24 protein-coding genes are annotated in these 26,332 nt (G+C 69.8%); 2 read left to right on the forward strand and 22 right to left on the reverse strand.

Annotation, left to right across the window (positions count from 1 at the left end; all coding sequences use genetic code 11):
• Positions 1-35: 35 nt before the first annotated feature.
• Positions 36-1,130 carry a succinyldiaminopimelate transaminase gene (dapC, locus tag ACGFYY_RS02230; RefSeq protein ID WP_393706615.1) on the reverse strand — a complete coding sequence of 365 codons (1,095 nt, stop codon included), beginning with the start codon at positions 1,128-1,130 and terminating at the stop codon, positions 36-38.
• 109 nt (positions 1,131-1,239) lie between these two features.
• Positions 1,240-1,569 carry a ferredoxin gene (fdxA, locus tag ACGFYY_RS02235; RefSeq protein WP_030011906.1) on the reverse strand — a complete coding sequence of 110 codons (330 nt, stop codon included), beginning with the start codon at positions 1,567-1,569 and terminating at the stop codon, positions 1,240-1,242.
• 117 nt (positions 1,570-1,686) lie between these two features.
• Here fdxA and ACGFYY_RS02240 point away from each other — a divergent pair, with 117 nt between their 5' ends.
• Both ACGFYY_RS02240 and ACGFYY_RS02245 read left to right on the forward strand, forming a co-directional pair.
• Entirely contained in the window at positions 1,687-2,673 is a 987-nt protein-coding gene (locus ACGFYY_RS02240; RefSeq protein WP_393706616.1) for a GNAT family N-acetyltransferase, read from the forward strand.
• The gene (locus ACGFYY_RS02245; RefSeq protein WP_393706617.1) at positions 2,670-3,464 is read left to right on the forward strand and encodes a tetratricopeptide repeat protein; all 795 of its coding nucleotides are present in this window, start codon (positions 2,670-2,672) and stop codon (positions 3,462-3,464) included. Before ACGFYY_RS02240 ends, ACGFYY_RS02245 begins: the two co-directional genes overlap by 4 nt.
• A gap of 67 nt (positions 3,465-3,531) precedes the next feature.
• On the opposite strand, the gene ACGFYY_RS02250 is transcribed toward ACGFYY_RS02245, so the two are convergent.
• The 20 genes from ACGFYY_RS02250 to typA form a co-directional block, all read right to left on the reverse strand.
• Positions 3,532-4,149, reverse strand: a complete 618-nt coding sequence (locus ACGFYY_RS02250) for a response regulator transcription factor (RefSeq protein WP_365265414.1) — start codon at positions 4,147-4,149, stop codon at positions 3,532-3,534.
• Positions 4,150-4,159: 10 nt separating this feature from the next.
• Positions 4,160-5,341: a sensor histidine kinase gene (locus ACGFYY_RS02255; RefSeq protein WP_393706618.1), complete on the reverse strand. Its 1,182-nt coding sequence runs from the start codon at positions 5,339-5,341 to the stop codon at positions 4,160-4,162.
• On the reverse strand, positions 5,338-6,078 hold the full coding sequence (locus tag ACGFYY_RS02260) for an ABC transporter permease (RefSeq protein WP_365265410.1): 741 nt from the start codon (positions 6,076-6,078) through the stop codon (positions 5,338-5,340). The genes ACGFYY_RS02255 and ACGFYY_RS02260 overlap by 4 nt, the downstream gene beginning before the upstream one ends.
• A complete protein-coding gene (locus tag ACGFYY_RS02265) occupies positions 6,075-7,019 on the reverse strand; it encodes an ABC transporter ATP-binding protein (protein WP_393706619.1) in 945 nt (314 codons plus the stop codon). Before ACGFYY_RS02265 ends, ACGFYY_RS02260 begins: the two co-directional genes overlap by 4 nt.
• Before the next feature lie 160 nt (positions 7,020-7,179).
• Positions 7,180-9,042: a peptidoglycan binding domain-containing protein gene (locus ACGFYY_RS02270; protein WP_393706621.1), complete on the reverse strand. Its 1,863-nt coding sequence runs from the start codon at positions 9,040-9,042 to the stop codon at positions 7,180-7,182.
• 343 nt (positions 9,043-9,385) lie between these two features.
• The gene (locus ACGFYY_RS02275) at positions 9,386-9,769 is read right to left on the reverse strand and encodes a DUF6113 family protein (protein ID WP_393706622.1); all 384 of its coding nucleotides are present in this window, start codon (positions 9,767-9,769) and stop codon (positions 9,386-9,388) included.
• A complete protein-coding gene (gene mshB, locus ACGFYY_RS02280; RefSeq protein ID WP_393706623.1) occupies positions 9,766-10,662 on the reverse strand; it encodes an N-acetyl-1-D-myo-inositol-2-amino-2-deoxy-alpha-D-glucopyranoside deacetylase in 897 nt (298 codons plus the stop codon). Before mshB ends, ACGFYY_RS02275 begins: the two co-directional genes overlap by 4 nt.
• Before the next feature lie 23 nt (positions 10,663-10,685).
• Positions 10,686-10,880 (reverse strand): hypothetical protein, encoded by a 195-nt coding sequence (locus ACGFYY_RS02285; RefSeq protein WP_030012369.1) that lies wholly within the window; start codon positions 10,878-10,880, stop codon positions 10,686-10,688.
• A gap of 351 nt (positions 10,881-11,231) precedes the next feature.
• A complete protein-coding gene (locus tag ACGFYY_RS02290; protein WP_393706624.1) occupies positions 11,232-12,305 on the reverse strand; it encodes an ABC transporter ATP-binding protein in 1,074 nt (357 codons plus the stop codon).
• Positions 12,298-13,281, reverse strand: a complete 984-nt coding sequence (locus ACGFYY_RS02295) for an ABC transporter ATP-binding protein (RefSeq protein ID WP_393706625.1) — start codon at positions 13,279-13,281, stop codon at positions 12,298-12,300. Before ACGFYY_RS02295 ends, ACGFYY_RS02290 begins: the two co-directional genes overlap by 8 nt.
• 12 nt (positions 13,282-13,293) lie before the next feature.
• On the reverse strand, positions 13,294-14,316 hold the full coding sequence (locus ACGFYY_RS02300) for an ABC transporter permease (protein WP_393706626.1): 1,023 nt from the start codon (positions 14,314-14,316) through the stop codon (positions 13,294-13,296).
• Positions 14,309-15,232, reverse strand: coding sequence for an ABC transporter permease (locus ACGFYY_RS02305; protein ID WP_365265396.1), 924 nt, complete (start codon positions 15,230-15,232; stop codon positions 14,309-14,311). Before ACGFYY_RS02305 ends, ACGFYY_RS02300 begins: the two co-directional genes overlap by 8 nt.
• Positions 15,233-15,263: 31 nt before the next feature.
• Positions 15,264-16,892, reverse strand: a complete 1,629-nt coding sequence (locus ACGFYY_RS02310; protein WP_365265394.1) for an ABC transporter substrate-binding protein — start codon at positions 16,890-16,892, stop codon at positions 15,264-15,266.
• 107 nt (positions 16,893-16,999) lie between these two features.
• Positions 17,000-17,926, reverse strand: coding sequence for a GNAT family N-acetyltransferase (locus ACGFYY_RS02315; protein WP_393706627.1), 927 nt, complete (start codon positions 17,924-17,926; stop codon positions 17,000-17,002).
• Positions 17,927-18,069: 143 nt separating this feature from the next.
• A complete protein-coding gene (locus ACGFYY_RS02320) occupies positions 18,070-19,122 on the reverse strand; it encodes a dipeptide ABC transporter ATP-binding protein (RefSeq protein ID WP_365265390.1) in 1,053 nt (350 codons plus the stop codon).
• Positions 19,115-20,206: an ABC transporter ATP-binding protein gene (locus ACGFYY_RS02325; RefSeq protein WP_078851001.1), complete on the reverse strand. Its 1,092-nt coding sequence runs from the start codon at positions 20,204-20,206 to the stop codon at positions 19,115-19,117. Before ACGFYY_RS02325 ends, ACGFYY_RS02320 begins: the two co-directional genes overlap by 8 nt.
• Before the next feature lie 9 nt (positions 20,207-20,215).
• Positions 20,216-21,139, reverse strand: a complete 924-nt coding sequence (locus ACGFYY_RS02330; protein ID WP_393706628.1) for an ABC transporter permease — start codon at positions 21,137-21,139, stop codon at positions 20,216-20,218.
• A gap of 23 nt (positions 21,140-21,162) precedes the next feature.
• On the reverse strand, positions 21,163-22,089 hold the full coding sequence (locus tag ACGFYY_RS02335) for an ABC transporter permease (protein ID WP_365265384.1): 927 nt from the start codon (positions 22,087-22,089) through the stop codon (positions 21,163-21,165).
• Positions 22,090-22,287: 198 nt separating this feature from the next.
• Positions 22,288-23,940 carry an ABC transporter substrate-binding protein gene (locus ACGFYY_RS02340; RefSeq protein WP_393706629.1) on the reverse strand — a complete coding sequence of 551 codons (1,653 nt, stop codon included), beginning with the start codon at positions 23,938-23,940 and terminating at the stop codon, positions 22,288-22,290.
• Positions 23,941-24,412: 472 nt separating this feature from the next.
• Positions 24,413-26,317: a translational GTPase TypA gene (gene typA, locus ACGFYY_RS02345; protein ID WP_393706630.1), complete on the reverse strand. Its 1,905-nt coding sequence runs from the start codon at positions 26,315-26,317 to the stop codon at positions 24,413-24,415.
• Positions 26,318-26,332 lie beyond the last annotated feature (15 nt).

Genomic DNA, 26,332 nt, shown 5'->3' on the forward strand with positions numbered 1-26,332 from the left:
ACTCCCGGCCCCCTCGGGCATGTCCGCCGCGCTCGTCAGCCGAGGCGCTTGACCGCCGCCTCGACGCGCTCGTCGGTGGCGGTGAAGGCGACGCGGACGAAGCGGGCTCCCGCCTCGCCGTAGAAGTCGCCGGGCGCGACCAGGATGCCCAGGTCCGCGAGGTGGGCGACGGTGTCCCAGCAGGGCTCGTCCCGGGTCACCCACAGGTAGAGGCTCGCCTCGCTGTGCTCGACCCGGAAGCCGTGCGACTCCAGGGCCGCCCGGAGCGCGGCGCGGCGGGCCGCGTAGCGCTCGCGCTGCTCCTCGACGTGGACGACGTCGCCCAGGGCCGCGACCGTGGCCGCCTGGACCGGGGCCGGGGTCATCATGCCGCCGTGCTTGCGGATCTCCAGCAGCTCGCCGAGCACGTCCGCGTCCCCGGCGACGAAGGCCGCCCGGTAGCCCGCCAGGTTCGAGCGCTTGGAGAGGGAGTGGACGGCGACGATGCCTTCGTACGAGCCGCCGCAGACGTCGTCGTGGAGGACGGAGACGGGCTCGGCCTCCCAGCCCAGCTCCAGGTAGCACTCGTCGCTGAAGAGCAGGATCCCGTGTTCGCGCGCCCAGGCCACGATCCGGACGAGCTCCTCCTTGGCGAGGACCTTGCCGGTGGGGTTGGACGGGGAGTTGAGCCACAGCAGCTTCACGCCGGCCGGGTCGAGCTCGGTCGGGTCGTCGTACACGACGGGCTCGGCACCGCACAGCCGCGCGCCGACCTCGTACGTGGGGTAGGCGAGCCGGGGGTAGGCGACCTTGTCCCCGGCGCCCAGGCCCAGCTGGGTCGGCAGCCAGGCCACCAGTTCCTTGGAGCCGACGACCGGCAGGACGTTGCGGTGTTCGGCGGCGCTCGCGCCGAGGCGGCCGCGCACCCAGCCGGTGATCGCGTCGCGCAGGGCGACGGTGCCCCACACGGTCGGGTATCCCGGGGAGTCGGCGGCGTCGATCAGCGCGCGCCGGATCAGCTGCGGGACCGGGTCCACGGGCGTGCCGACGGACAGGTCGACGATGCCGTCCGCGTGGGCCGCCGCCGTCTTCTTGTACGGCTCCAGCTTGTCCCAGGGGAAGGCGGGAAGACGGTCGGATACTGCGGCCACGATGGTCTCTGCTCTCTCTGAGTACTGGCTGGTAGCGGGTCCGTAAACGCCTCGGTCCCGTGCGGCGACGAGGCCGTACGGGACCGGGGGGCGCGTCTGCCCGGGAAGGTCAGTGCTCGCCGTTGATACCGGCGGGCAGCGCCGCGACGAAGGGGTGGTCGCGCTCGATCAGGCCCAGCTTGGAGGCACCACCGGGCGAACCGAGCTCGTCGAAGAACTCGACGTTCGCCTTGTAGTAGTCCTTCCACTCCTCCGGGGTGTCGTCCTCGTAGAAGATGGCCTCGACCGGGCAGACCGGCTCACACGCGCCACAGTCGACGCACTCGTCCGGGTGGATGTACAAGGACCGCTGGCCCTCGTAGATGCAGTCGACGGGGCACTCTTCGATGCATGCCTTGTCCTTGACGTCGACACAAGGCTCCGCGATGACGTAGGTCACGCTCTCGTTCCTCCTCGGTAGGGCTTTCCATATCGCGCGGGAGCGCGGCGTCGTCGATGCCCGCACCTAGTATCTCCGTTCCCGGGCACGATCCGAACAGGAGGGGCGGACAGAGCTGTGGAAATCACTGCCGGTGGACTGCTGGAGGTCCGTATTACCCCGGCTGACGTGGGTAAACGAGTCTCTGTACGACGGGTGGAGGATGGACTGAGCGGATCACCCGAGTTCACGGACACGGTCGGGGTTCTCACATCCTGGGACCAGGGTGTGCTGCTGATCACAAAGAAGGATGGACAATCCGTCCGCATCTCGGAATCCTCGCTGGTCGCGGGCAAGATCGTGCCTCCGGCACCGGCTCGCCGACGCGGACCCGCCGCCTCCTTCGAGGAGCTGTCGCGGGTCGCCGCGCGGGCCTGGCAGCCGCTGGAGAGCGAGCAGCTGGGCGACTGGACGCTGCGGGCGGCCGCCGGATTCACCCGGCGGGCCAATTCCGTGCTGCCGCTCGGCGACCCCGGGATATCGCTGGACGATGCACTCGCGCGAGTGACCTCCTGGTACGCGGAGCGGTCGCTGCCGGCCTACGTACAGGTCGCGACGGGGGCCGCCGGCACCCAGGAGATGCTCGGCGCGGAGCTGGAGCGGCGCGGCTGGGCGCCGGAGGTGTCGGCCGAGGTCCGGATCGGGGCGCTGGCCCCGGTGGGCGACGTGGACGCACCCGCGGCCGAGGCCGTGCGCCTGACCCGGGTCCCGGACGAGGAGTGGCTCGGGCGCTACGGGAGGGTGAGCGACCCGGACCTGGCCCGGCGGATGCTGGTGGAAGGGCCGTCGGTGTGGTTCGCGACGCTGCCCGGGGGCCTGGCGATCGGGCGCTGCGTGGTGGACGGGCGATGGGCAGGCTTCGCGGCGGTGACCGTGGATCCCGCGCACCGGCGGGAGGGCCTGGCGACGGCGGTGATGGCCGCACTGGCCCGGCGGGCGCTGGAGGAGGGCGCGTCGGCGGCGTGGCTGCAGGTCGAGACGGACAATCCGGGGGCGCTGGCCCTGTACGACCGGCTGGGCTTCGCGCGGCACCACACGTACCACCACTACCGGGCGGCCTCGTGAGTGCGGCGGCCTGGCGGGAGCAGTTCGCGGCCGAGGCCCGGGCGGAGCGGCCCGACCTGGCGCTGCTGTGCCTGCTGCTGGCCACCGAGGGCGACCCGGAGCTGGACGAGCGGGCGATGGACTGGGCGCAGATCGAACTGGACCGACTGGCCGGGATGCTGCCGTACGGGCTGCACGGCGGGCGTGCGTGGGCGAACGCGGTGACGGAACTGCTGGGCGGACGGCTCGGGTTCCACGGCACCCCGGCGGACTACGACCGGCTGTCGTCCTCGCTGCTGCACGAGGTACTGAGACGGCGGCGCGGGCTGCCGATCCTGTTGTCGGTGGTGTGGTTGGAGGTCGCCCGGCGGGCCGGGGCGCCGGTGTACGGGCTGGGGCTGCCGGGGCATTTCGTGGTGGGCTTCGGGGACCCGGAGGAGGGCGTGGTGGTGGACCCGTTCGCGGGCGGCGCGTCCTTGGGCACCGGGCCGGCGGAGCTGGCGTCGGGGCCGCGTGAGCCGGCGCGGACGCTGGACATCGTGCGGCGGATCCTGGCCAACATCCGGGCCTGGGCGGCGGCCCGCCCGGAGCAGTCGGGGGTGGCACTGTGGGCGGTGGAGCTGTCGCTGCTGCTGCCGTCGCATCCGGCGGCGCTGCGGTACGAGCGGGCGCGGCTGCTGGTGGAGCGGGGCTCCTTCCAGGAGGGGGCGGCCGAGCTCGACGCGTACGCCGGGGTGGTGTCCGCGGTGGACGCCGACGCGGCGGCCCGCATCCGGGCGGAAGCCCTCTCGGCCCGAGCCCTCCTGAACTGACCCTCCCCCTCCGCCCTCGGCTCCGCCCTCTCAGCCCCGCCGGCGAGGCCGGATCGGCCGGGGCGGGCTAGAGCCAGCCCTTTTCGCGGGCCGTGCGGACGGCTTCGGCTCGGTTGCGTGCCGCCAGTTTCTGGATCGCCGTCGAGAGGTAGTTGCGGACCGTGCCCTGGGACAGGTGCAGCCGCGCCGCGAGTTCCGCGTTGGTCGCACCGTTCTCCGCCTCCCGCAGGACCTCCCGTTCGCGGTCCGTCAGCGGGTTCGCGCCCTCCGCGAGGGCGGCCGCGGCCAGGGTGGGGTCGATGACGCGCTCTCCCTGGAGGACCTTGCGTACGGCCGCCGCCAGCTGCGCGGCCGGGGCGTCCTTCACGAGGAAGGCGGAGGCTCCCGCCTCCATCGCGCCGCGGAGGTAGCCGGGGCGGCCGAAGGTGGTCAGGACGACGATCCGTAGGGCGGGGAGTGCGGCGTGCAGGGCGGCCGCCGCCTCGATGCCCGTCATGCCCGGCATCTCGATGTCCAGCAGGGCCACGTTCACGTCATGCGCGCGGGCCGCCGCCAGTACCTCGTCGCCGCGGGCCACCTGGACCAGTACCTCGATGTCCGGTTCCAGGCCGAGCAGCGCGGCGAGGGCCTCGCGGACCATCGACTGGTCCTCCGCCAGCAGGATGCGGATGGGGCGTGAGGTCATGGTCTCGATCCTATGCGGGGGCCAGGGGGACGCGGGCGGTGAGGGCGAAGCCCCTCGGACCGGTGCGGCCCGCCGACAGGCTGCCGCCGAGGGCCTCCAGACGTTCCGTCAGCCCGGTCAGGCCGTTGCCGGGGGTGCCCCCGTCCCCGCCCGCGCCGTCGTCCATGACGGTCAGTTCCAGCACCGGCCCGTCCAGCGTCTGGCGCGTCTCCAGCGTGACCCGGCACCGCTTGGCCCCGCTGTGCCGCACCACGTTCGTCACCGCTTCACGCAGCGACCAGGCCAGGGCGGATTCGGCGGCTTCCGGGAGCTCCGCGGCCGGTGGCTCCGGGAGGTCCGCCAGTACGCCGGCCGCCGCCAGCGCCGTACGGGCGCCCGCGAGTTCGCCGGGGAGGGTGGGTCGCCGGTAGCCGCTCACCGCTTCCCGTACGTCGACCAGCGCCTGTCGGCTGACCTGCTCGATGTCGGCGACCTGCTGGGCGGCCGCCTCCGGCTGCCCGGGCAGCATCCGGCCCGCCAGCTCGCTCTTGAGCGTGATCAGCGACAGCGAGTGCCCCAGGAGGTCGTGCAGGTCCCGGGCCATCCGCAGCCGTTCCTCGTTCGCCGCGAGTTGCGCCACCGTGGCCCGGGCCGCGCGCAGTTCTATGGTGGTGCGGATCATCGCCCCGACGCCGACCATCGCGAAGCCGCCCATGAGGGCCGGGATCAGCAGCCCCGCCAGGTAGGCGGTGCCGCCCGGCACGGCGTTCGCGGTGACCGCCAGCAGGGCCGTGGTGCCGAGGACGGTCCAGCGGGCGTACCGGGCGGGCAGCGCGGCCCCGGAGGAGATGGCCACGTAGACGAAGAGGACGAGCCATTCGCGGCCCAGGGTCAGCGACAGGACCACGGCCTCGGCGGTGAGCACCGCCAGGGAGAACAGCACCAGACGGACCGGCATCTGGCGCGCGGTGCGGAAGACCAGCACCAGGTACCAGGCGACGAAGACCGCCAGGCCCAGGCCGCCGAGCAGCCGGGCCCCGAGGCCGTGTCCCCCGCTGACCAGATCGGTGACGGGGGCGCTCAGGTAGAACAGCCAGATGCTGATCCAGAGCGCCTTGACCATCTTCTGGCGGCGGTTCTCCGGCTGCTTGGCGATCTCCAGGAAGTCCTGGTCCCGGCTGTCGCCTTCCTTGGTCAACGCCACGGGCTTCATGCCTTCAGTGAGTCCTTGCGGTACAGCCAGGCGGCCGCACCGGTGAAGAGTACGAAGTACACCGCGAGGAGGGCGACGTCCCCGGCCCGGGGCGCGCCGCCGAGCTCGATGGCCTGGCCCAGACCCGCGTAGGCGTGCGTGGGGAGCCACTCGCAGATGTTCTGGAGCCACTGCGGGAAGTTCGCGGTGGGCATCCACAGGCCGCCGAGGATCGACAGCGCGAAGTAGACGAGCATCGTGATGGGGCGGACGTTGTCCCCGGTGGCCAGGTAGCCGAGGGCGACGCCGAGGGCCGCGAAGACCAGGCTGCCGGCCCAGATCGAACCGGTGAGGGCGAGCCACTGCCAGGCGTCGAACCGTACGCCCTTCACGGCGGCCGCCACCGCGAAGACGACCAGGATGGCGGGGAGCGAGAGCACTCCGGCGCCCGCGGTCTTGGCGAGGACGTAGCCGCGGCCGGGGAGGGCGGTCAGGCGGAGCTGGCGGACCCAGCCCTTCTCGCGTTCCTTGGCGATGCGTTCGCTGTTGCCCACCAGGACGGCGGTCAGGGCGCCGAAGGAGGCCATGGCGACCATGTAGAAGGCGGGCATGGTCAGTTCGGTGCCCATGACCTTGGTGGTGCCGTCGAGGGTTCCGCCGAGCATCAGGAACAGCGCGGCCGGGTACAGGATCGTGAAGAAGAGGTACTTCTTGTTCCGCAGGGCGCGGACGATCTCCAGCTTGACGAGGGCGTTCACGGGGTGGCCTCCTCGGCCTCGGTGAGGGCGATGAAGGCCTGTTCCAGGCCGAGGCCCGCGACCTCCAGATTGCGGGGGTACAGCCCGAGCGCGTACACGGCGTGGACGGTGGCGTCGGCGTCGCGGGACTGGATGCGTACGGTGTCGCCGTGGTGGCCGAAGGCCGTCAGGTGGGGCAGCGCGCGCAGTCGCTCGATGTCGGTGTCGGGGGCGTCCGCCAGGTCGAAGGAGATCTTCCGGGCCCCGGCCTTGGCCTTGATCTCGGCGGCGGTGCCGTCCGCGAGCAGTCGGCCCTTGCCGATCACCAGGACCCGGTCGGCGATCGCGTCGGCCTCTTCCAGGTAGTGGGTGGCGAAGAGGACGGTGCGGCCCTGGTCGGCCTGTTCGCGCATGGTGGCCCAGAAGGCCTGGCGGGCGGTGACGTCCATGCCGGTGGTCGGCTCGTCGAGGACGATCAGGTCGTTGTGGCCGGCGGTGGCGAGCGCGAAGCGCACGCGCTGCTCCTGGCCGCCCGAGAGCCGGTCGACCCGGCGGTCGGCGATCTTGTCGACGCCGGCCCGGGAGAGCACCTGGTCGACCGGGTACGGCCGCGGGTGCAGGGCGCAGCCGAGGGCGACGATCTCCCGTACGGTCACCTCCTCCATCAGGCCGCCGCTCTGCAGCATCGCGCCGACCCGGCCGGCGGCGACGGCCTCGCGCGGGGTGGTGCCGAAGAGCCGGACGGAGCCGGAGTCGGCGGGGCGCAGGCCGAGGAGGAGGTCGAGGGTGGTGGATTTGCCGGCGCCGTTGGGGCCGAGGAGCGCGACGGTCTCGCCCGGGTGGAGCGCGAGGGAGAGACCGTCGACCGCCCGGACCGGGCCGTAGCTCTTGGTCACGTTCTCGAAGCTGACCACGCCGTCGGTGGTGGGTTTCGCGGTGCGTGTCGCGGTCGTCGTCGTCATGGGTAGAGATTCGCCCGTACGGGGTCCCGCGCGGCAGTGTCGGGCGTCGTGCGTGCCGCATGACAGATGTCATGCGGCGGACATGACGGTGCCCCCGCCCGGGGTTCGGGCGGGGGCACCGTTTCTGCCGTGCCGCGTGCGCTTGATCGGGAAGGACGGTCTAGTTCGGGTTGGTGTCGACGACGGCGGTGCGTTCGGCCGTGGTCTTGCCGCGCAGGGCCTTGCCGAGGGGGCCGGCGATGTCCTGCGGGGTGACGGGTGTCTTCTCGCCGTTGCCGCGGGTGATCAGGATCCCGTCGAAGGTGTTCCCGTAGGTCGCCTTGAGGGCCTCCAGGTCGAACTTCTCGACCAGGCGGCCGTCGACGGGCTGCATGCTGAGGATCTTGGGCAGGGACCTGGCGCCGAAGGCGATGGACTTGGCGCCCACCTTGACGGTGGCGTTCGCGGACATCGCGGGTTCGGCGAACTCCTTCATGGCCCGGTCCAGTTCGGCCTGGCCGATGGCGGGTGCCTTGGTGGTGGTCGGCAGTTCGGCCACGGCCGCCTTGCCGGTGGCGACCTGGTCCTTGAAGGCCTTGGCCACCAGTTGGACGGAGGCGTCCACGTCGAGGGTGGTGCCGGGGGTACCGGGGACGGCGACGGCCTTGCCCGTGTCGAACTTGATGGTGCCCTCGGTGGCCGTGCCGGAGGTGCCCGCGAGCTCCTGGAGCGCGACCTGGAGCTTCTCCTCGTCGGTCGGCATCACCGGGTCGGCGACGCGCTCGTTGCCGAGGAGCGAGCCGATGACCGTGATCGGGTTGTAGTCGCTGCCGGCCGCGTTGCGGACGGTGGTCTGGGCGTCGAGGGTGAGGCCGGCCTTCTCGGGCTTCAGCTCGACCGGCTTGCCGCCGACGGTGAGCTGGATCGGGGCGGCGGCGCGGGTGCCGAAGGCCGTCTGGAGCTTGGAGACGGCCTCGTCGCGGCTGCCGCTGATGTCGACGCCGAGGACGGTGGTGCCCTTGGGGACGTCGGAGTGGTTCAGGAGCAGCCCGGCGCCGTAGGCCACGCCGATGAGGGCGATGACGCCACCGCCGAGCAGGACCAGCTTGGAGCGGCCCTTCTTGGCGGGCTTGTCGGTGGCCTTCGGCTGGGTGGCCGCGGGGCGGGGCGCGGCCGGGGCGGGGGCCGGTACCGGCGTGGGCAGCGGTCCGTCCAGGTCGGGGCCGGGCCACTGCGGGGCCTCGTCGAAGGCGGCCGCGCCGGCCGGGGCGCCGACGGGGCCGGTGCCGAAGCCGGGGCCGCCGGTGGGTCCGGCGGGGCCGCCGCCGTAGGCCGGGAACGCCTCGGTGACGGGGCCGGCGTCGCTGCGGTCGTTGCCGTACGCGGGGAAGCCCTGGGTGGTCCCGACGCCCGGGCCGCCGGGCATCGGGGCCGCGGGGGCGGGCGGGTAGCCCTGGCCGTAGTCCGCGACGGGCGGCGGCGGGGTGCGCGGCGGCGCGAAGGCGGCGTCCGGTCCGGGCACGGGCGGGCCCTGGGTGCGCTGCGGCGGGGCGAAGCCCGCGCCCGGCATGGCCGGCGGCGTGGGGGCCGGGGTCGGCGTCGGGGACGGCGTCCGGGTGGGCAGCGGCCGCTGCGGGGGCCCCGGGGCGGCCGCGCCCGGCGGCATCTGGGCGGCGGGGGCCGGTGCGGGCGCCGGGGCCTGGGCGGCCGGCTTGCGGGGGGCGAACCAGTTACTGGTCGCCTCCTCGGGTTCGGCCGCCGGGGCGGGCGCCGGCGGCTGGGCGCGGTCCGGCTCCGGCGCGGCCTCGATACGGGTCGGCTGCGGTCCGCGTCGCTGCGCGAGCGGCGGCGGGGCCTGCTCGGGCGTGGGCTCCGGGCCGGTCTGCTCGTCGGCACCGGCCGAGCCGGAGTTGGTGCCCATCGCCTTGCGCACGACCACCGGCGGGATCGGCCGGGAACCCGGGATGTTGATCCGGATCCGGGTCGTCAGGGTGGTCTCGGTCTTGGGCCCGTCGGCATCGGGCGTGGACGGCTTCGAGGTCACAGAGTTCTCCTCCGGAGCGGTCGCCGCAGCGTCCGTGGACGGGTACTGGCCGGTTCCGTACGGCGGTGTCCCCGAGGGGTAGGCGGCTCCACCGTGCCCCTTGGGCCCGGAGGACGAACTGTCGGTTTCACGACTCAAGGCAGGTTCTCCCGGTTGGCTCCGCCGCCCGTCATTCCGTGCGCGGGCAGCTCGGCGGCCCGTCCACCATACTGTCCGCCGCCCGCACGCAACTGACTGGCGGGAATCAGGGGTTCCTGATAGCGCCGGTCAAACCCCTCTGAAGCGCCCGGCGAGCAGTCGAGAACGCCCCTCGGCATACCTCCCTACGAGGTCCGACACCACGTCACTTGGCAGACCGGGCGGCCGAAACCGGTCGATCCAGCGGACCGCGCATCGTGGCGCACATCACAGCGAGAACGGTTCCACCCAAAAGGTAGACGTACACGCCTATTCCGGACGAACCGAGAAGGAAGTCCCCCTCGGGGCGCGGAATGCTGAGCATCACGTAGGAGAGGAACCAGCCGGCCGCGGCGCCGCCCACCCCGTAGCCGGTCCCGAGGGCGATCCGGCCTCCGAGGAACAGTCCGAGGACGGCGAGCAGGGCGAGCAGCAGACCTCCGGGGAACCAGAGGTCGACCACCAGCCAGCCGGCCGCTCCGGTCAGCGCGCCCGCGACGAGCATGCCCAGGCAGCCGGCGATCCGCCCGACCGTCGCCGTGCCGCTCACGCCTCCACCCCCGCGAAGAGGTCGTGTTCGCGCTCGCCCGCCGGGGCGCCCGGCCGACCCTCGACGAGTTCGTAGTACTCGCGGGTGAACAGCGGCTGCGCCAGGTCGTTGGAGAGGGCGAAGTAGGCCCCGTCCACGGCGATCTGGGTGGCGTGGGCCCGCATGGCGGCCGCCTTCGCCGCCACGAAGGTGTCCTTGGCCTCGATCTCGGCGGTGATCCGCTCGTCGGCGACGACCCCCGGCACGTCCTCGGGTGAGCCCACCGCGGGGAAGGGCACCCCGCCCCCAGCGGCGCGCAGCCGGGCGAAGCCCTCGTCGACCACCGAGCGCGGGACGCGGTTCCAGTAGATCTTCTCGACCGTGTGGGGCGCGCCGAGGTCGCGCCGGTACGCGGTCTCCGCGGCCAGTTCGGCGGCGCGCATGGCGACCCGGTGGGCCTGGATGTGGTCGGGGTGTCCGTATCCGCCGTTCGGGTCGTAGGTGACGAGCACCTGCGGACGCAGCTCCCGGATCACCTCCACGAGGTACGCGGCGGCCTCGTCCACGTCGGCGGACCAGAAGGCGTGGGGGCGCTGGTTCTGCGGGGCGCCCATCATCCCGGAGTCCCGGAAGCGGCCGGGGCCGCCGAGGAAGCGGTGGTCGTGGACGCCCAGTTCGGCCATGGCCGAGGCGAGCTCGCCGACGCGGTGGGCGCCGAGGGCGTCGTCGCGGTCGGCCGCCAGATGGGCGAGCCCGGGCGGGATGACCTCACCCTCCTCGCCCAGGGTGCAGGTCACCAACGCGACGTGGGCGCCCTCGGCCGCGTACTTGGCCATGGTGACGCCGTTGTTGATCGACTCGTCGTCGGGGTGCGCGTGCACGAGGAGCAGACGACGGGCGGGAAGACCGTTCATGGGCCTAGCCTACGAGGCGGGGCCTAGAACTTGAGGCCACTGATCATGCTCGCCACGTTCGAGGTGAGCTGGCTGAGCGTCGGGGCGATGGTGGAACTCGCCAGGTAGAAGCCGAGCAGTACGCAGACCACCGCATGTCCCGCCTTCAGGCCCGCCCTTCGGACCAGCAGGAAGACGATGATCGCCAGCAGCACCACGGCGGAGATCGAGAGTGCCACGGCGTTTCACCTCCACGTCGAGCGGACATCGGTACGCGTATTCGTGCTCAGCGGGAGTCATACCCACCGTGCGCTACGGATCATAACTATCCGTACCAGCGCATCGATCGAAATCCGGCAGCACGAGGGGCGCATGGCGCGCACGAGTGGGGGCACACGGAGGTCGGCCGGCGAGGCCGTACGCCTCCCCGGCCGACTGTCGGCACCCGCACGGCCGCACGGCATCCAGGTTGCATGCCCCAGATCTCGGGGCAGAAACGGTCAAGTTGCCCCTACGTGAACGGAGTTGCCGGGGCGTGAACCGCCTCCCCATCCGTCACGCAGCGGTGGCCGGAAATGATCGGTATGCGGCTACTCCTTCACCGGTGGATCCGCCGGTGGTGGGGGTGGCGGGGGCGGCTGGTCCGCCGGCGGGACCACCTGCTTCTCCGCCGCGAAGTGGCAGGCCGACGGATGCGCCGCGGGACCCGAGGGGAAGACCCGCGGGACCGCGAGCAGCGGGACCTCCACCGTGCAGCGGGGCTCGGCCTTCCAGCAGCGGGTGCGGAAGGGGCAGCCGGAGGGCGGGTTGGCCGGGGAGGGCACGTCACCGGTGAGGATGATCCGCTCGCGGTGCGCGCGGGCCTCCGGATCCGGTACCGGGACGGCCGAGAGCAGTGCCTGGGTGTACGGGTGGGTCGGGTGGTCGTAGATCTGGCTGTCGGTGCCGATCTCGACGATCCGGCCCAGGTACATGACGCCGACCCGGTCGGAGATGTGCCGCACGATCGAGAGGTCGTGCGCGATGAAGACGTACGACAGGTCGAAGTCGCTCTGCAGCCGGTCCAGCAGGTTGATCACCTGGGCCTGGACGGAGACGTCCAGCGCCGAGACGGGCTCGTCGGCGACGATGATCTCCGGCCGCAGGGCGAGGCCGCGGGCGATGCCGATGCGCTGGCGCTGGCCGCCGGAGAACTGGTGCGGGTACCGGTTGATGTACTCCGGATTCAGACCGACGACGTCGAGCAGCTCCTGGACCTTCTGCCGGCGCGAGCCCTTGGGAGCCACCTCGGGGTGGATCTCGTAGGGCTCCCCGATGATGTCGCCGACCGTCATGCGCGGGTTCAGCGAGGTGTACGGGTCCTGGAAGACCATCTGGATGTTGCGGCGCACGGCCTTCAGGGCACGCCCCGAGAGTTTGGTGATGTCCTCGCCCTTGTACGAGATCACGCCCGCCGTCGGCCGCTCCAGGTTGACCAGCATCTTGGCCACGGTGGACTTCCCGCAGCCGGACTCGCCGACGATGCCGAGCGTCTCACCGGCGCGCAGGTCGAAGGAGACCCCGTCGACGGCCTTGACCGCGCCGACCTGCTTGCGGAAGACGATGCCCCGGGTCAGCGGGTAGTGCTTGACCAGGTCCTTCACTTCCAGCAGGGACTCAGCCATGGAGGCACTCCTTCCAGAAGTGGCAGGCGCTGGTCCGCTCCACCGGGGACTCGGTCACCCGGTAGAGCGGCGGGACGTCGGTGCGGCACACCGCCTGCGCCATCGGGCAGCGCGGGTTGAAGGCGCAGCCGGGCGGGATGGCCACCAGGTTGGGCGGCAGCCCCTTGATCGCGTAGAGCTCCTGGCCCTTCTGGTCCAGACGCGGGATCGAGTCCAGCAGGCCGCGCGTGTACGGGTGCGCGGGCGCCTTGTAGATCTCGTGGACGGGGGCCGCCTCGACGATCCGGCCCGCGTACATGACCGCGATCTTGTCGGCGACGTCGGCGACCACGCCCAGGTCGTGGGTGATCAGGATCAGGCCCATGTTCAGCTCGCGCTGGAGCTCGGCCAGCAGGTCCATCACCTGGGCTTGGACGGTGACGTCCAGGGCGGTGGTGGGCTCGTCCGCGATGATCAGCGAGGGCTCCAGGGCCAGCGCCATCGCGATCATGATGCGCTGGCGCATGCCACCCGAGAACTGGTGCGGGTAGTCCCCCACCCGCTCCTTCGCCGCCGGGATCTTCACCCGGTCCATCAACTCGACGGCCTTGCCCTTGGCGTCCTTGCGGGACATCCCGCGGTGCACCTCGTACATCTCGCCGAGCTGCGCGCCCACGCTCAGGACCGGGTTCAGGGAGGAGAGCGCGTCCTGGAAGATCATGGCCATCTCGGCGCCGCGGATCTTGCGGCGCTCCTCCTCCTTCATCGTGAGGAGGTCTCTGCCCTTGAAGAGGATCTCACCGCCGGCGATCCGGCCCGGCGGCATGTCGAGGATGCCCATCACGGCCTGGGCGGTGACCGACTTGCCGGAGCCCGACTCGCCGAGCACGGCCAGCGTCTCACCCTCGGCCACCGAGTAGTTGACGCCGTTGACGGCCCGGGCGACTCCGTCGCGCGTCTTGAATTCCACGTGCAGGTCGCGGACTTCGAGCAGCATGTGCGGGGCTCCTCAGCGCAGCTTGGGGTCGAGGGCGTCGCGCACCGCGTCGCCGAGCATGATGAAGGCGAGCACGGTCAGGCTCAGCGCGCCGGCCGGCCAGAGCAGCATGTGCGGGGCGTTGCGGATCTGCGAGGCCGCGTTGGAGATGTCGATGCCCCAGGAGACGGTGGGCGGGCGCAGGCCGACGCCGAGGAAGGACAGGGTGGCCTCCAGGGCGATGTAGGTGCCCAGCGCGATGGTGGCGACGACGATGACGGGCGCCACGGCGTTGGGCGCCACGTGCCGGAGCATCATCCGGCCGTTGCCGGCGCCGAGGGCGCGGGCGGCCTGGACGTAGTCGTTCTGTTTGGCCGTGATGACGGAGCCGCGGCCGATGCGGGCGATCTGCGGCCAGCCGAGGAGCACGATGAAGCCGACCACCGGCCAGACGGTGGTGCTGGTGACCACCGACAGGAAGACCAGGCCGCCGAGGACGACGGGAATGCCGAAGAAGATGTCGGCGACGCGGGAGAGCAGGGCGTCGCCCCAGCCGCCGAAGAACCCGGCGAGCCCGCCGAGCAGCGAGCCGAGCAGGGCCGCGCCGAGAGTGGCGCAGACGCCCACGGTGATGGAGGCGCGGGCCCCGTAGACGGTACGGGTGTACACGTCGCAGCCCTGGGTGTCGTAGCCGAAGGGGTGGCCCGGGGAGGAGCCCTGCTGCGACTTGGACAGGTCGCACTGGAGCGGGTCGCCGCTCGCGATGAGCTGTGGCCAGATCGAGATGATCACGAGGAAGAGGATCATCAGCGAGGAGATGATGAAGACGGGGTTGCGGCGCAGCTGGTGCCAGGCGTCGGACCACAGGGAGCGGGGCTTCCGGCCGGGGCCGGTCCCGCCCCGGGGGCCGGTCTTCTCGATGCCCTCGACGCTCTCGGCCTGCTCCAGGGCCAGATCCATGGGTCCGCCCAGGCCGGTCGGGGAGACCGCCTCGCGCGGGCGGGGCCCGACGGGATCGTAGCCGCCGGGCCCTTCGGGACGCTCGGGGTCAGGCATACCGGATCCTCGGGTCCAGGACCGCGTAGAGCAGGTCGACGAGCAGGTTCGCCAGCAGGAAGACGATGACGAGGATGGTCACGAAGCCGACCACCGTCGGTGAGTTGTTGCGCAGGATGCCCTGGTAGAGCTGGTATCCGACACCGTGGATGTTGAAGATCCGCTCGGTGACGATGGCGCCTCCCATCAGCGCGCCGATGTCGGTGCCGATGAAGGTGATGACGGGGATGAGCGAGTTGCGCAGCAGGTGCCGGGTGACGACCCGGCGGCGCGGCAGGCCCTTGGCGACGGCGGTGCGCACGTAGTCGGCCTTGACGTTCTCGGCGATGGAGGTGCGTGAGAGTCGGGTGACGTAGGCGAGGGAGACCAGCGCGAGCACGATGCCGGGCAGGATCAGCTCGTTCAGGGGAGCGTCCGGGGAGACGGTGGGCCGCACCCAGCCCCATTTGACGCCGAAGAGGTACTGGAGCAGATAGCCCGTCACGAACGTCGGCACGGAGATGACGACGAGGGTGAGGACCAGCACGGTGGTGTCGACGGACTTGCCGCGGCGCAGGCCGCTGATCACGCCGAGGGTGATGCCGATGACGATCTCGAAGAAGATCGCGACCAGGGTCAGGCGCAGGGTGACGGGGAAGGCCGAGGCCATCAGCTCGGTGACCGGCTGGCCGTTGAAGGCCGTGCCGAAGTCGCCCTGGAAGATCTGGCCCATGTAGTGGACGTACTGCTCCCACAGGGGGCGGTCGAGGTAGAGGTCCTTGCGGATGCGCGCGGCGGTGGCCGGGTCGGGCGCCTTGTCGCCGAAGAGGGCGGCGACCGGGTCACCGAGCGCGTATACCATGAAGAAGATCAGGAACGTGCTGCCGATGAACACCGGGATCATCTGGAGCAGCCGCCGGATCACATAACGTCCCATGGACTGCTCCAGGATCGATCCGTTGCGTGGGTCAGCTGACCTTGATCTGGTCGTACACGGGGACGCTGAACTGGTTGAGCGCCACGTCCGAGAGCCGCTCGGCGTAGCCGGCGCTGCCGTTCTGGTACCAGAGCGGGATGGCCGGCATCTGCGCGGCGAGGATCTTCTCGGAGTCCTGGAACTTCGCGACGGCCTTGGCCGGGTCGCTCTCCTGGTTGGCCTCGTCGACGAGCTTGTCGAAGTCCGCGTTGCTGAACTTCCCGTAGTTGGAGGAGGCCCCGGTGTAGTAGAGGGGCTGGAGGAAGTTCTGGATCAGGGGGTAGTCGGCCTGCCAGCCGGAGCGGAAGGGGCCGGTCAGCTTGAAGCTGCTCTGCTGGTTACGGAAGTCCGCGAAGGTGCCGATCGGGTTGACCGTGCAGACCGGGCCCTCGCCCAGCGCGTTGTTGATGCTGTTGCAGACGGCGTCCATCCAGTCGCGGTGCGAGCCGGTGTCCACGTTGGAGGTCAGCGTGACCTTGCCGCCGGGGAGCCCGCCGGCGTCCGTGATGAGCTTCTTGGCCGCGGCCGGGTCGTAGACGCAGGCGTCGCCGCAGACCGTGGAGGAGAAGCCGCCCTTCTCGCCGAGGGCCGGGGAGGTCCAGTCCTTGGCCGGGGTGCGGGTCTCGCGGAAGATCTGCTTGGTGATCTCGTCGCGGTTGATGGCCCGGGAGATGCCGATCCGGACGTTCTCCATCCCCTCCTTGTTCCACTGCGGGTCGTACAGCGGGAAGGTCAGGGTCTGGATGATGAGGGCCGGCTGGTTGATGTACCGGTCGCCGAGGTCGTTCTTGACGTTCTTGAGCTGCTGCGCCGGGATGTCGTCGACGAGGTCGAGGTTGCCGGAGATCAGGTCGGTGTAGGCGGTGTTGTTGTCGGTGTAGACCTTCAGGTCCACGCCGCCGTTCTGCGCCTTGTCCGGGCCCGGGTAGGTGTCCCACTTGCGCAGCTGCATGCCGGTGCCCTTGGTGTACGAGTCCACCGTGTACGGGCCGTTGCCGATCGGCTTGTTCAGCCAGCCGGCGTGGTCGGTGAAGAAGGCCTTGGGCAGCGGGGAGAAGGCCTGGTAGCCGAGGGTCTCGGGCCAGGTGGAGAACTTGTTCTTCAGGGCGACGGTGAAGGTCTTGTCGTCCTTGACGACCAGTCCGGACATCGTCTTGGCCTTGGGCTCGCCGGAGGCGGGGTGCACGTCCGCGTACCCGACGATGTCGGAGAAGAACGGCGAGTTGTTCTGCTTGTTGCGCACGTCCGCGCCGTAGTTCCAGGCGTCGACGAAGGACTGGGCGGTGACCGGCTCGTCGTTGCTGAACTTCCAGCCGTCCTTCAGCGTGATGGTGAAGTTCTGACTGTCCGTCGTCTCGATCTTCTCGGCGACCATGTCGAGGGCCTCGCCCGTCTTCGGGTCGTAGCGCTTGAGGCCCCGGAAGAGCATGTCGAGCACCTTGCCGCCCTGCACCTCGTTGGTGTTGGCGGGCTCCAGCGGGTTCTGCGGGTCACCCCACGAGGAGCTGACGATGCCCGCCTCGCCGCCTCCGCCGCTGTCGCTACCGCCGCCGCAGGCCGTCGCCACGAGGGCGACGGCCACCGCACATGCGGCCCACTTGGCGTGGGTGGCTCCGCGCATGGAGTGCCTCCTAGGGATCCCGAGACTCGCTTAGGGGCCTATGTCACCCTATGTGGGACCTCGCACACTCCTGGTTGGACCGATTGCACCCGCGCGTCACGCCCCTGTCACCCCTGGGGGTGCAACACGAGCTCCCAGGAGTCGACCGCGTAGTGCAGGCCCATGCCGTGCGCCTCGTACAGGCCGAGCGCCCCCGTCTCGTTGTGGGTGTCCACGCCGAGGCCTACGCAGTCCCGGCCGCGCTCGGCGTGGACGGCGAAGCAGTGGCGGAGCAGGAAACCGCCGATGCCCCGGCCCCGTACCTCCTCCGTCACGCCGATGTGGCTGACCCAGGCCATGCTCGTACGGTCGTCCCGGGTGAGCAGCACGGCCGCGTCACCGTGGCCGGGCAGGCTCGCGATCCACACCAGGGACCAGTCGATCTTGCGGCCGTCCACGTGGTCGAGCCAGGTCTCGTACGGGCGGTCCACATGGCCGAAGTGCGCGGCGAAGGTCCGCTCGATGAGCGCGTGGGCCCGGTGGCGGTCGGCCTCGTCGTCGGCGCAGTGCCGCAGTGTGAGTCCGGCCGGCGGGATCGGCGCCGGATCGGCGGCCGGGGCCAGGGAGCGGGTCATCACCTGGTAGCGGCGGATGGTGCGGTAGCCACGCCCGGTGAGGAGGGAGAGGTCGAGGGTGGGCTTCACGTTGAGCTGCATCCGCAGGACGCCCTGACCACCGGTCAGCTCCCCGGCCCGGGCCTCCATGTGCTCCAGCAGCAGGGCGGCGGCCTCGTCGTGGCCGGGCAGCACGTAGTGGTCCCCGTCGACGCGACCCGGGCCGGAGTCCGCCCAGACCAGGGCGTAGGCCACGAGCCGGCCGTCCTGGTGCGCGAGCCAGGAATCGGTGGCCAGGTCCACGTCGGGGGCGTTGAGATCGGACTCGACGGTGCCCAGATCGGTCTCCGGTCGACCGATCTCGATCACGTCGACGGCATTGAGCAGGGCGCAGATGTCGGCCGCGTCCCCGGGCCCGGCGGGCCGTACGGTGAGGGTCATGCCGTCACTCTCCGTCCCCCGTTCCCGGGGACGCAACCGGTTTCCCCGGGCCCCCGTCCCGGGGGCGGCCCCGGACGCGGAAAGCGGCCGGCCCCCGGCGCCGTGGGGCGCCGGGGGCCGGCCGTTTCGGACGAACGCGTCGGTCAGACGGCCAGGATGGCCTTCTCCTCGGCGAAGTGGCACGCGGACTCGTGCGCGGCCAGGGTGTTCACGCCCTTGAAGCGCTCCGGGATCGCCAGCAGCGGCTCCTCGGTGGAGCACTTGTCCTGGGCCTTCCAGCAACGGGTGCGGAAGCGGCAGCCCGACGGCGGGTTGGCCGGGGACGGGACGTCACCGGTGAGGATGATCCGCTCGCGGCCCTCGCGCGCGTCCGGGTCCGGGACCGGGACGGCGGACAGCAGCGCCTGCGTGTACGGGTGGGTCGGGTGCTCGTAGATCTCGGCGTCGGAGCCGATCTCCGCCATCTTGCCCAGGTACATGACGCCCACGCGGTCCGAGATGTGCCGGACGATCGAGAGGTCGTGCGCGATGAAGAGGTAGGAGAGGTTGAACTCGTCCTGCAGCTTCTCCATCAGGTTGATGACCTGGGCCTGCACCGACACGTCGAGCGCGGAGACCGGCTCGTCGCAGATGATGATCTCCGGCTGCAGAGCCAGGCCGCGGGCGATGCCGATGCGCTGGCGCTGACCGCCGGAGAACTGGTGCGGGTACCGGTTGATGTACTCCGGGTTCAGACCGACGACGTCCAGGAGATCCTGGACCTTCTGCCGGCGGTTGCCCTTGGGAGCCACCTCGGGGTGGATCTCGTAGGGCTCCCCGATGATGTCGCCGACCGTCATGCGCGGGTTCAGCGACGTGTAGGGGTCCTGGAAGACCATCTGGATGTTGCGGCGCACGGCCTTCAGGGCACGGCCGGACAGCTTGCTGATGTCCTGGCCCTTGTAGAAGACCTCGCCCGCGGTCGCCCGCTCCAGGTTCATCAGGAGCTTGGCGACCGTGGACTTGCCACAGCCGGACTCGCCGACGATACCGAGGGTCTCGCCCTGGTAGAGGTCGAAGGAGACCCCGTCGACGGCCTTGACCGCGCCGACCTGCTTCTTGAACAGGATTCCCTGGGTCAGCGGGAAGTGCTTGACCAGGTTACGGACCTGGAGGATCGGCTCGCGCTCGGTGGCGTTCTTGGTGAGCTCAGCCATGGATCTGGTCCTTCCAGAAGTGGCACGCGCTGCCGCGGCCGGGCAGTTCGGTGCCGTCCTGCTCGGTGACCGGGTGCAGCACCGGGATCTCGGTGCGGCAGATGTCCTGCGCCTTGGGGCAACGGGGGCTGAAGGCGCAACCCGTCGGGATGCGGAGCAGGTTGGGCGGCAGGCCCTTGATCGCGTAGAGCTCCTGGCCCTTCTGGTCCAGGCGCGGGATCGAGTCGAGCAGGCCACGGGTGTACGGGTGGGACGGGCGCTTGTAGATCTCGTGGACCGGAGCGGTCTCGACGATCCGGCCCGCGTACATGACCGCGATCTTGTCCGCGACGTCGGCGACGACGCCGAGGTCGTGGGTGATCAGGATCAGGCCCATGTTCATCTCGCGCTGGAGCTCCGCGAGGAGGTCCATGACCTGGGCCTGGACGGTCACGTCGAGAGCCGTGGTCGGCTCGTCGGCGATGATCAGGTCCGGCTCCAGGGCCAGCGCCATGGCGATCATGATGCGCTGGCGCATACCGCCGGAGAACTGGTGCGGGTAGTCACCCACGCGCGCCTTGGCGGCGGGGATCTTCACGCGGTCCATGAGCTCGATGGCCTTGAGCTTCGCGTCCTTCTTGGACGCGCCCCGGTGGACCCGGAACATCTCGCCGAGCTGGTCGCCCACCGAGTAGACCGGGTTCAGGGAGGACAGCGCGTCCTGGAAGATCATCGCCATCTTGTCGCCACGGAGCTTGCGGCGCTCCTCGTCGGACATCTTGAGGATGTCCTTGCCGTGGAAGCGCACCTCGCCGCCGGACACGCGTCCGGGCGGGCTGTCGAGGATGCCCATGATGGCCTGAGCGGTGACGGACTTGCCGGAGCCGGACTCGCCGAGCACGGCGAGGGTCTCGCCGGCGCTGACGCTGTAGCTCACGCCGTTGACGGCCTTGGCGACCCCGTCACGGGTCTTGAACTCGACCTGGAGGTTGTCGACCTCCAGCAGCGGCACGGCGGATCCGCCGCCCGTCTCCGCAACGCTGAGAATCTCCGACGTGGTCACGCCGCCACCTTCGTCCTGCTTGCTGATGTTGTCTCGGGGCATCGGGCGGCCCTACCGGAGCTTCGGGTCGAGCGCGTCACGCAGGCCGTCGCCGACGAAGGCGAAGCCGAGCACGGTGATGACGACGAACAGGCTGGGGAAGTACCACAGGTAGTCGTTGACACCGATGAAGCCCTGACCGGCCGCCAGCATGTTGCCCCACTCGGGGACGTCGACGGGGACGCCGGCGCCGAGGAAGGACAGCGCCGCCACACCGACGATGGTGGTACCGACGTTGAAGGTCGCGTAGACCAGCACCGCGGTCATCGAGTTGGGCAGGATGTGCGTGCGCACGATCCGCCAGCCGCTCGCGCCGAGTGCCTTGGCCGCATGGACGTAGTCCATCTCGCGCACCGACAGGATCGAGCTGCGCAGGAGCCTGGACACGGTGGCCCACGAGAAGATCGCGAGCGAGATGATCACCGGCGTGATGCCGCGGCCGGTGACCAGGATGATGACGACGGCGCCGATCATCAGCGGGAACGCGAGGAACACGTCCGCGACGCGCATGACCAGCGTGTCGGCGAAGCCGGCGAAGTAACCGGCGATGGCGCCGAGGGCGACACCGATCAGTACCGCGAAGAAGATCGAGGCGAGGCCGACGAACATGGCCACGCGGGTACCGGCTATGAGGCGCGAGAACATGTCGCGGCCCAGGGCGTCGGTACCCATCCAGTGGGTGCCGTCGGGCGACGAGAGGGTGTTCTCGAGGTCCTGCGCACCGGGGTCGAACGGAGCGAGCATCTCGCCGAAGATCGCCGTCAGGAACAGCAGCGTGATGATCACGAGGCCGACGACGGCCAGCTTGTTCTGGACGAAGCGGTGACGGATCTCGCCCCACTGGCTCAGTTGCTTGGGTCGGGGTTCGGCCGGGGCCGAAGCGGACGACACGGGGTTCTCGTCCCCGATCGCCGGGCTCGTTGCGAGCTCAGACATGAGGAAATCCTCCTTGGGGGCGGTCAGCTGAGGCGAATACGCGGGTCGAGGGCCGCGTACAGCAGGTCCACGATGAGGCTGAGGACGACGAAGATGGCGACGCTGTAGGTCACGACGCCGATCACGATCGGGTTGTTCTGCTGCTGAATCGCCTGAACCAGTGCCAGACCGACACCGTCCCAGTTGAAGATCGCCTCAGTGATGAGCGCACCACCGAGGAGGGCGCCGAACGAGATGCCCAGGTAGGTGACCACGGGGATGGACGAGTTGCGGAGCACGTGCTTGAAGAGCACGCGCCGGCGCGGAAGTCCCTTGGCCACGGCCGTCTTCACGTAGTCCGCGCGCAGCACCTCGAGCATCGTGCCGCGGGTGAGGCGGGCGACGAAGGCGATGTCGGTGATCGCGAGGGTGACCGCGGGAAGGACCATGCCTTCGAGCTTGTCGCCGCCGAGCTGCGGGAACCACTGGAGTTCCACGGCGAAGTACTTCATGAGCAGCATGCCGATCACGAACGTCGGGAATCCGACGGCCATGGTCGTAAAGAATGTCGTGGCCATGTCCAAGATGCTGTATCTGTACAGGGCGGCGATGATGCCGACGCCCATACCGAACACCGTCACGAGAACGATGGCCAGCAGGGCCAGCTTCGCGGTGTTCTGCAGCTTGGGACCGAGGATTTCCGAGACCTCGCGGCGCTGGACGAAGTCCTCGCCGAGGTCTCCGGTCGCGACCTTGGCCACGTAGTTCACATACTGCTCGGGCAGCGACTTGTCGAGCCCGTAACGCGCCTTGAGCTCCGCGACCACCGCTGGGTCGCGTGCCTTGTCGCTGCCGGCGATCGAGCCCACGGGGTCACCGGGGAGAACGAACAGACACGCGAACAGAACCATGGTCGCGCCGATGAGGACTATGACCATCTGCCCGAGGCGACGGGCGACGTACCTTCCCATGTTTGTGCCTCTCTACCTGGCCGCTTCTGGGAGCAGCGGCCTCCGGCCCAAGGAACGGGCCGGCTCTCGGCCAGCGGGGATTGCCCGCGGATGTGAGGGGTGCCGAAGTGAAAACGGCCTGCCGAGCGGGGCCGCGGCCCACCGGTCACCCGGGGGCCGCAGCACGTTCGCTCCTGACGGATATACCGTCCGAACCGATTACTTCTTGAGCGAGATCTTCTCGAGGATCGGGTCCTCGTTGAAGTTGATGTCGTCCAGACCGTTGAACTTGTCCGTCGCCATCAGGCGGAACTGGGAACGGTTGAAGGTCGGGATGAGGGCCATGTCGTCCATGGCCATCTTCTCGGCTTCCTTGTACATCGCCGTACGAGCGGCCTCGTCCTTGGTGGCACGAGCGGTGTCGATCAGCTTGTCGAACGCCGGGTTGTTGTAACGGACGCGGTTGTCACCGGCCACGTTGCCATCGGCGTCCTTGTTCATCGACGCCGAGTGCAGCAGCGGGAACAGGAAGTTCTCCGGGGTCGGGTAGTCCGCGCCCCACGCGAAGCGGTAGATGCCGGTCGCGGCCGGGCTCTGCTGCTCCTTGAGCATGCCCGGGAAGTCCTTGCCGTCCAGCTTGACCTTGACGCCGAGGACGTCCTCGAGCTGCTTCGCGATGGCCTGGACCCACTCTTCGTGGCCCGCACCGGTGTTGAAGCTGAACTTGATCTCGGTACCCGGCTTCAGGCCGCCCTTCTCGGCGTGCTCCTTGGCCTTGGCGACGTCCTGCTTGACGCAGGAGACGCACAGGTCCTTCTGGTACGCCTTCGGGAACGCCGGCGGCACGATGGTCGTCGACGGGGTCTGGTAGCCCTGGAAGACACCCTTGGCGATGGCCTGACGGTCGATCGCGTAGGAGATCGCCAGACGGGCGTCCTTGTTGTTGGTCGGGCCGTTGTCACCGATCGGCAGAACGAAGTTCATGCCGTTGGTGTCCTTGGCGAACCACTTGTTCTGCGGCTTGTACTTCGCCTCGGCCGTCTTCAGCATCGGCGTGGGGATGTGCGCGTAGTCGAAGGTGCCGGCCTGGAAGCCGTCGTACTCGAGCTGCTGCGCGGTCTTGTCGTTGAGGAGGGTGACCTGGACCTTCTCCAGGGACGCCTTCTGCAGCGAGTAGGCGTCGTTGCGGACGAGGTTGATCGCCTTGTTGTGCTCCCACGTGCCGTCCATCTTGAACGGACCGTTACCGATGGGGGCCTCGCCGAACGCCTTGTCCTCTTCGCCGACCTTGGCGACCTTCGGGACCGGGCTGTACGCGTTGTGAGCCGTCTTCAGGACGAACTCGCAGTCCGCCTTGGACAGGTCGACCTTGATGGTGGTCGGGTCCGGCGTGGTGACACCGCTGAAGGTCTTGGCGGAGCCGTCCTGCAGCTCGGCGTAACCCTTGATGCCGGCGAAGTGGTACGCCACGTCGGACGCGGCGGCCTTGTGCGCGGCACGGGCCCAACCACGGGCGAACGACTCGGCGTCGACGACCTCGCCGTTGGAGAACTTGGTGTCGGGCTTGATCTTGAAGGTCCAGGACGTGCAACCCTCGTCCGACGTCGCCGACTCGGCGAGCATGGGCTCGGCCATGCCGTCCGGCGTGTTCCCGTACAGGCCGGTGAACAGCGCGTTGGACAGCAGGATGCCGGTGGACTCGTGGGCACGCCCCGGGTCGATGGTGTCCGGCTCCGTGCTACCGAGCCGGAACACACCGCCGTTGGCGTTGCTCTTGTCCTTGCTGTCACCGTCACCGCCGCCACAGGCGGTAGCGGCCAGGGCGACGACAACCGCGCCCACGACCCACTTGGCGCTCTTGGCACCGCGCATGGGTTTCCTCCTCATGAGTCCACTGATCGACTTGAGGGGCAAAAAAACCTCGCCGACACCCCTGACGGCGAGCAATTTTCCTGCCCATAGTGTGCTCGTGAGTCGGCGCGATCCCCACATCGCGTGACCCATTGACCCGAGCTCAATGGAGCCATCCTCAGGGACTGCCAGGCCGTAAACCACACTTAAGTGGTCTCGTTTTCACAACATCGATCCGCGTCAGAAACCCGAAATCCGGACAAACGGATAGGAGACAGACACGTGCGAAACGGACGGTTAGCTCATCTTCCGGAGTGTCACGGTCGGTATGCGGACACCTGAACGCAAAAATCCGCTTGACAAAAGCGAACAGCCCCTCCCGTCACGGACTCCGTGAGGGGAGGGGCTGCCGCATTACCAGGGCCCTGCGGCCGGCTGCGCCGACCGTTGCCACCACCCGAGCAAATCCGGGCGAACAGCCTTGCGACTGTTGTTACTTGGCGGACTTGGCGCGCGACGCGGTGCGCGAGCGCTCCTTCTGGTCCAGGACGACCTTGCGGATACGGACGGCCTCCGGGGTCACCTCGACGCACTCGTCGTCGCGGCAGAACTCCAGGGACTGCTCCAGGGAGAGCTTGCGCGGCGGCACCACGTTCTCCGTGTTGTCCGCGGAAGCCGCACGCATGTTGGTGAGCTTCTTCTCCTTGGTGATGTTCACGTCCATGTCGTCGGCGCGCGAGTTCTCGCCGACGATCATGCCCTCGTACACCTCGGTGCCGGGCTCGGTGAACAGGACACCGCGCTCCTGCAGGTTGATCATCGCGAACGGCGTCACGGAGCCGGCGCGGTCGGCGACCAGGGAGCCGTTGTTACGGGTCACCAGCTGACCGAACCACGGCTCGTGGCCCTCGTGGATCGAGTGGGCGATACCGGTACCGCGGGTGTTCGTCAGGAACTCCGTACGGAAGCCGATGAGACCGCGCGACGGAACGACGAACTCCATGCGGACCCAGCCGGAGCCGTGGTTCGACATGTTGTCCATGCGGCCCTTGCGGACACCCATGAGCTGCGTGACCGCGCCCATGTGCTCCTCGGGGACGTCGACCGTCATGCGCTCGACCGGCTCGTGCACCTTGCCGTCGATCTCCTGCGTGACCACCTGCGGCTTGCCGATGGTCAGCTCGAAGCCCTCGCGGCGCATCTGCTCGACCAGGATGGCGAGCGCGAGCTCACCACGGCCCTGGACCTCCCAGGCGTCCGGGCGCTCGGTGTCGAGCACGCGGAGCGAGACGTTACCGATCAGCTCGCGGTCGAGGCGGTCCTTGACCTGGCGCGCGGTGACCTTGCGGTCCTTGACCGCGGACTTGGCGTCCGCGCCCTTGCCGCTGCCGCCACGGCCGACCATCGGGGAGGTGTTCGTACCGATGGTCATGGAGATCGCCGGCTCGTCGACCGAGATCAGCGGGAGCGCGATCGGGTTCTCGGTGTCGGCCAGGGTCTCGCCGATCATGATCTCGGGGATACCGGCGACCGCGCAGATGTCACCCGGGCCCGCCACCTCGGCCGGCTTGCGGGTGAGCGCCTCGGTCATCATCAGCTCGGTGATGCGGACGTTCGACTGGGTGCCGTCACGCTTGATCCAGGTGACGGTCTGACCCTTGCGCAGCTCGCCCTGCTCGACGCGGAGCAGCGCGATGCGGCCGAGGAAGTTGTCGGCGTCCAGGTTGGTGACGTGGGCCTGGAGGGGGGCCTCGTCGTCGTACGTCGGCGCGGGGACGTGCTCCAGGATGGTGGAGAAGAACGGCTCCAGGCTGTCGCTGTCCGCGGGGACGGTGCCGTCCTCGGGCTTGGTCAGCGAGGCGATGCCGTCACGGCCGCAGGCGTAGACGATCGGGAACTCGATCTGGTCCTCGGTGGCGTCCAGGTCCAGGAAGAGGTCGTACGTGTCGTTGACGACCTCGTCGATCCGGGAGTCCGGGCGGTCGGTCTTGTTGATGCAGAGGATGACCGGCATGTTCGCCTGCAGGGCCTTGCGCAGGACGAAGCGGGTCTGGGGCAGCGGACCCTCGGAGGCGTCCACCAGCAGAACGACGGCGTCCACCATCGACAGACCGCGCTCGACCTCACCACCGAAGTCGGCGTGGCCGGGGGTGTCGATGATGTTGATCGTGATCGGGGCCCCGCCGTCCTTGGGGTGATACTTCACCGCCGTGTTCTTGGCGAGGATCGTGATGCCCTTCTCACGCTCCAGGTCGTTCGAGTCCATCATGCGGTCGTCGAGGTGCTGGTGGGCGGCGAAGGCACCGGCCTGCTTGAGCATGGCATCGACGATGGTCGTCTTGCCATGGTCGACGTGGGCGACGATGGCGACGTTACGGATGTCGTGGCGCGTGGGCACTTCGGCGCTTCTCCC

The organism is Streptomyces sp. NPDC048331 (assembly GCF_043201215.1).
Taxonomy (GTDB): domain Bacteria; phylum Actinomycetota; class Actinomycetes; order Streptomycetales; family Streptomycetaceae; genus Streptomyces.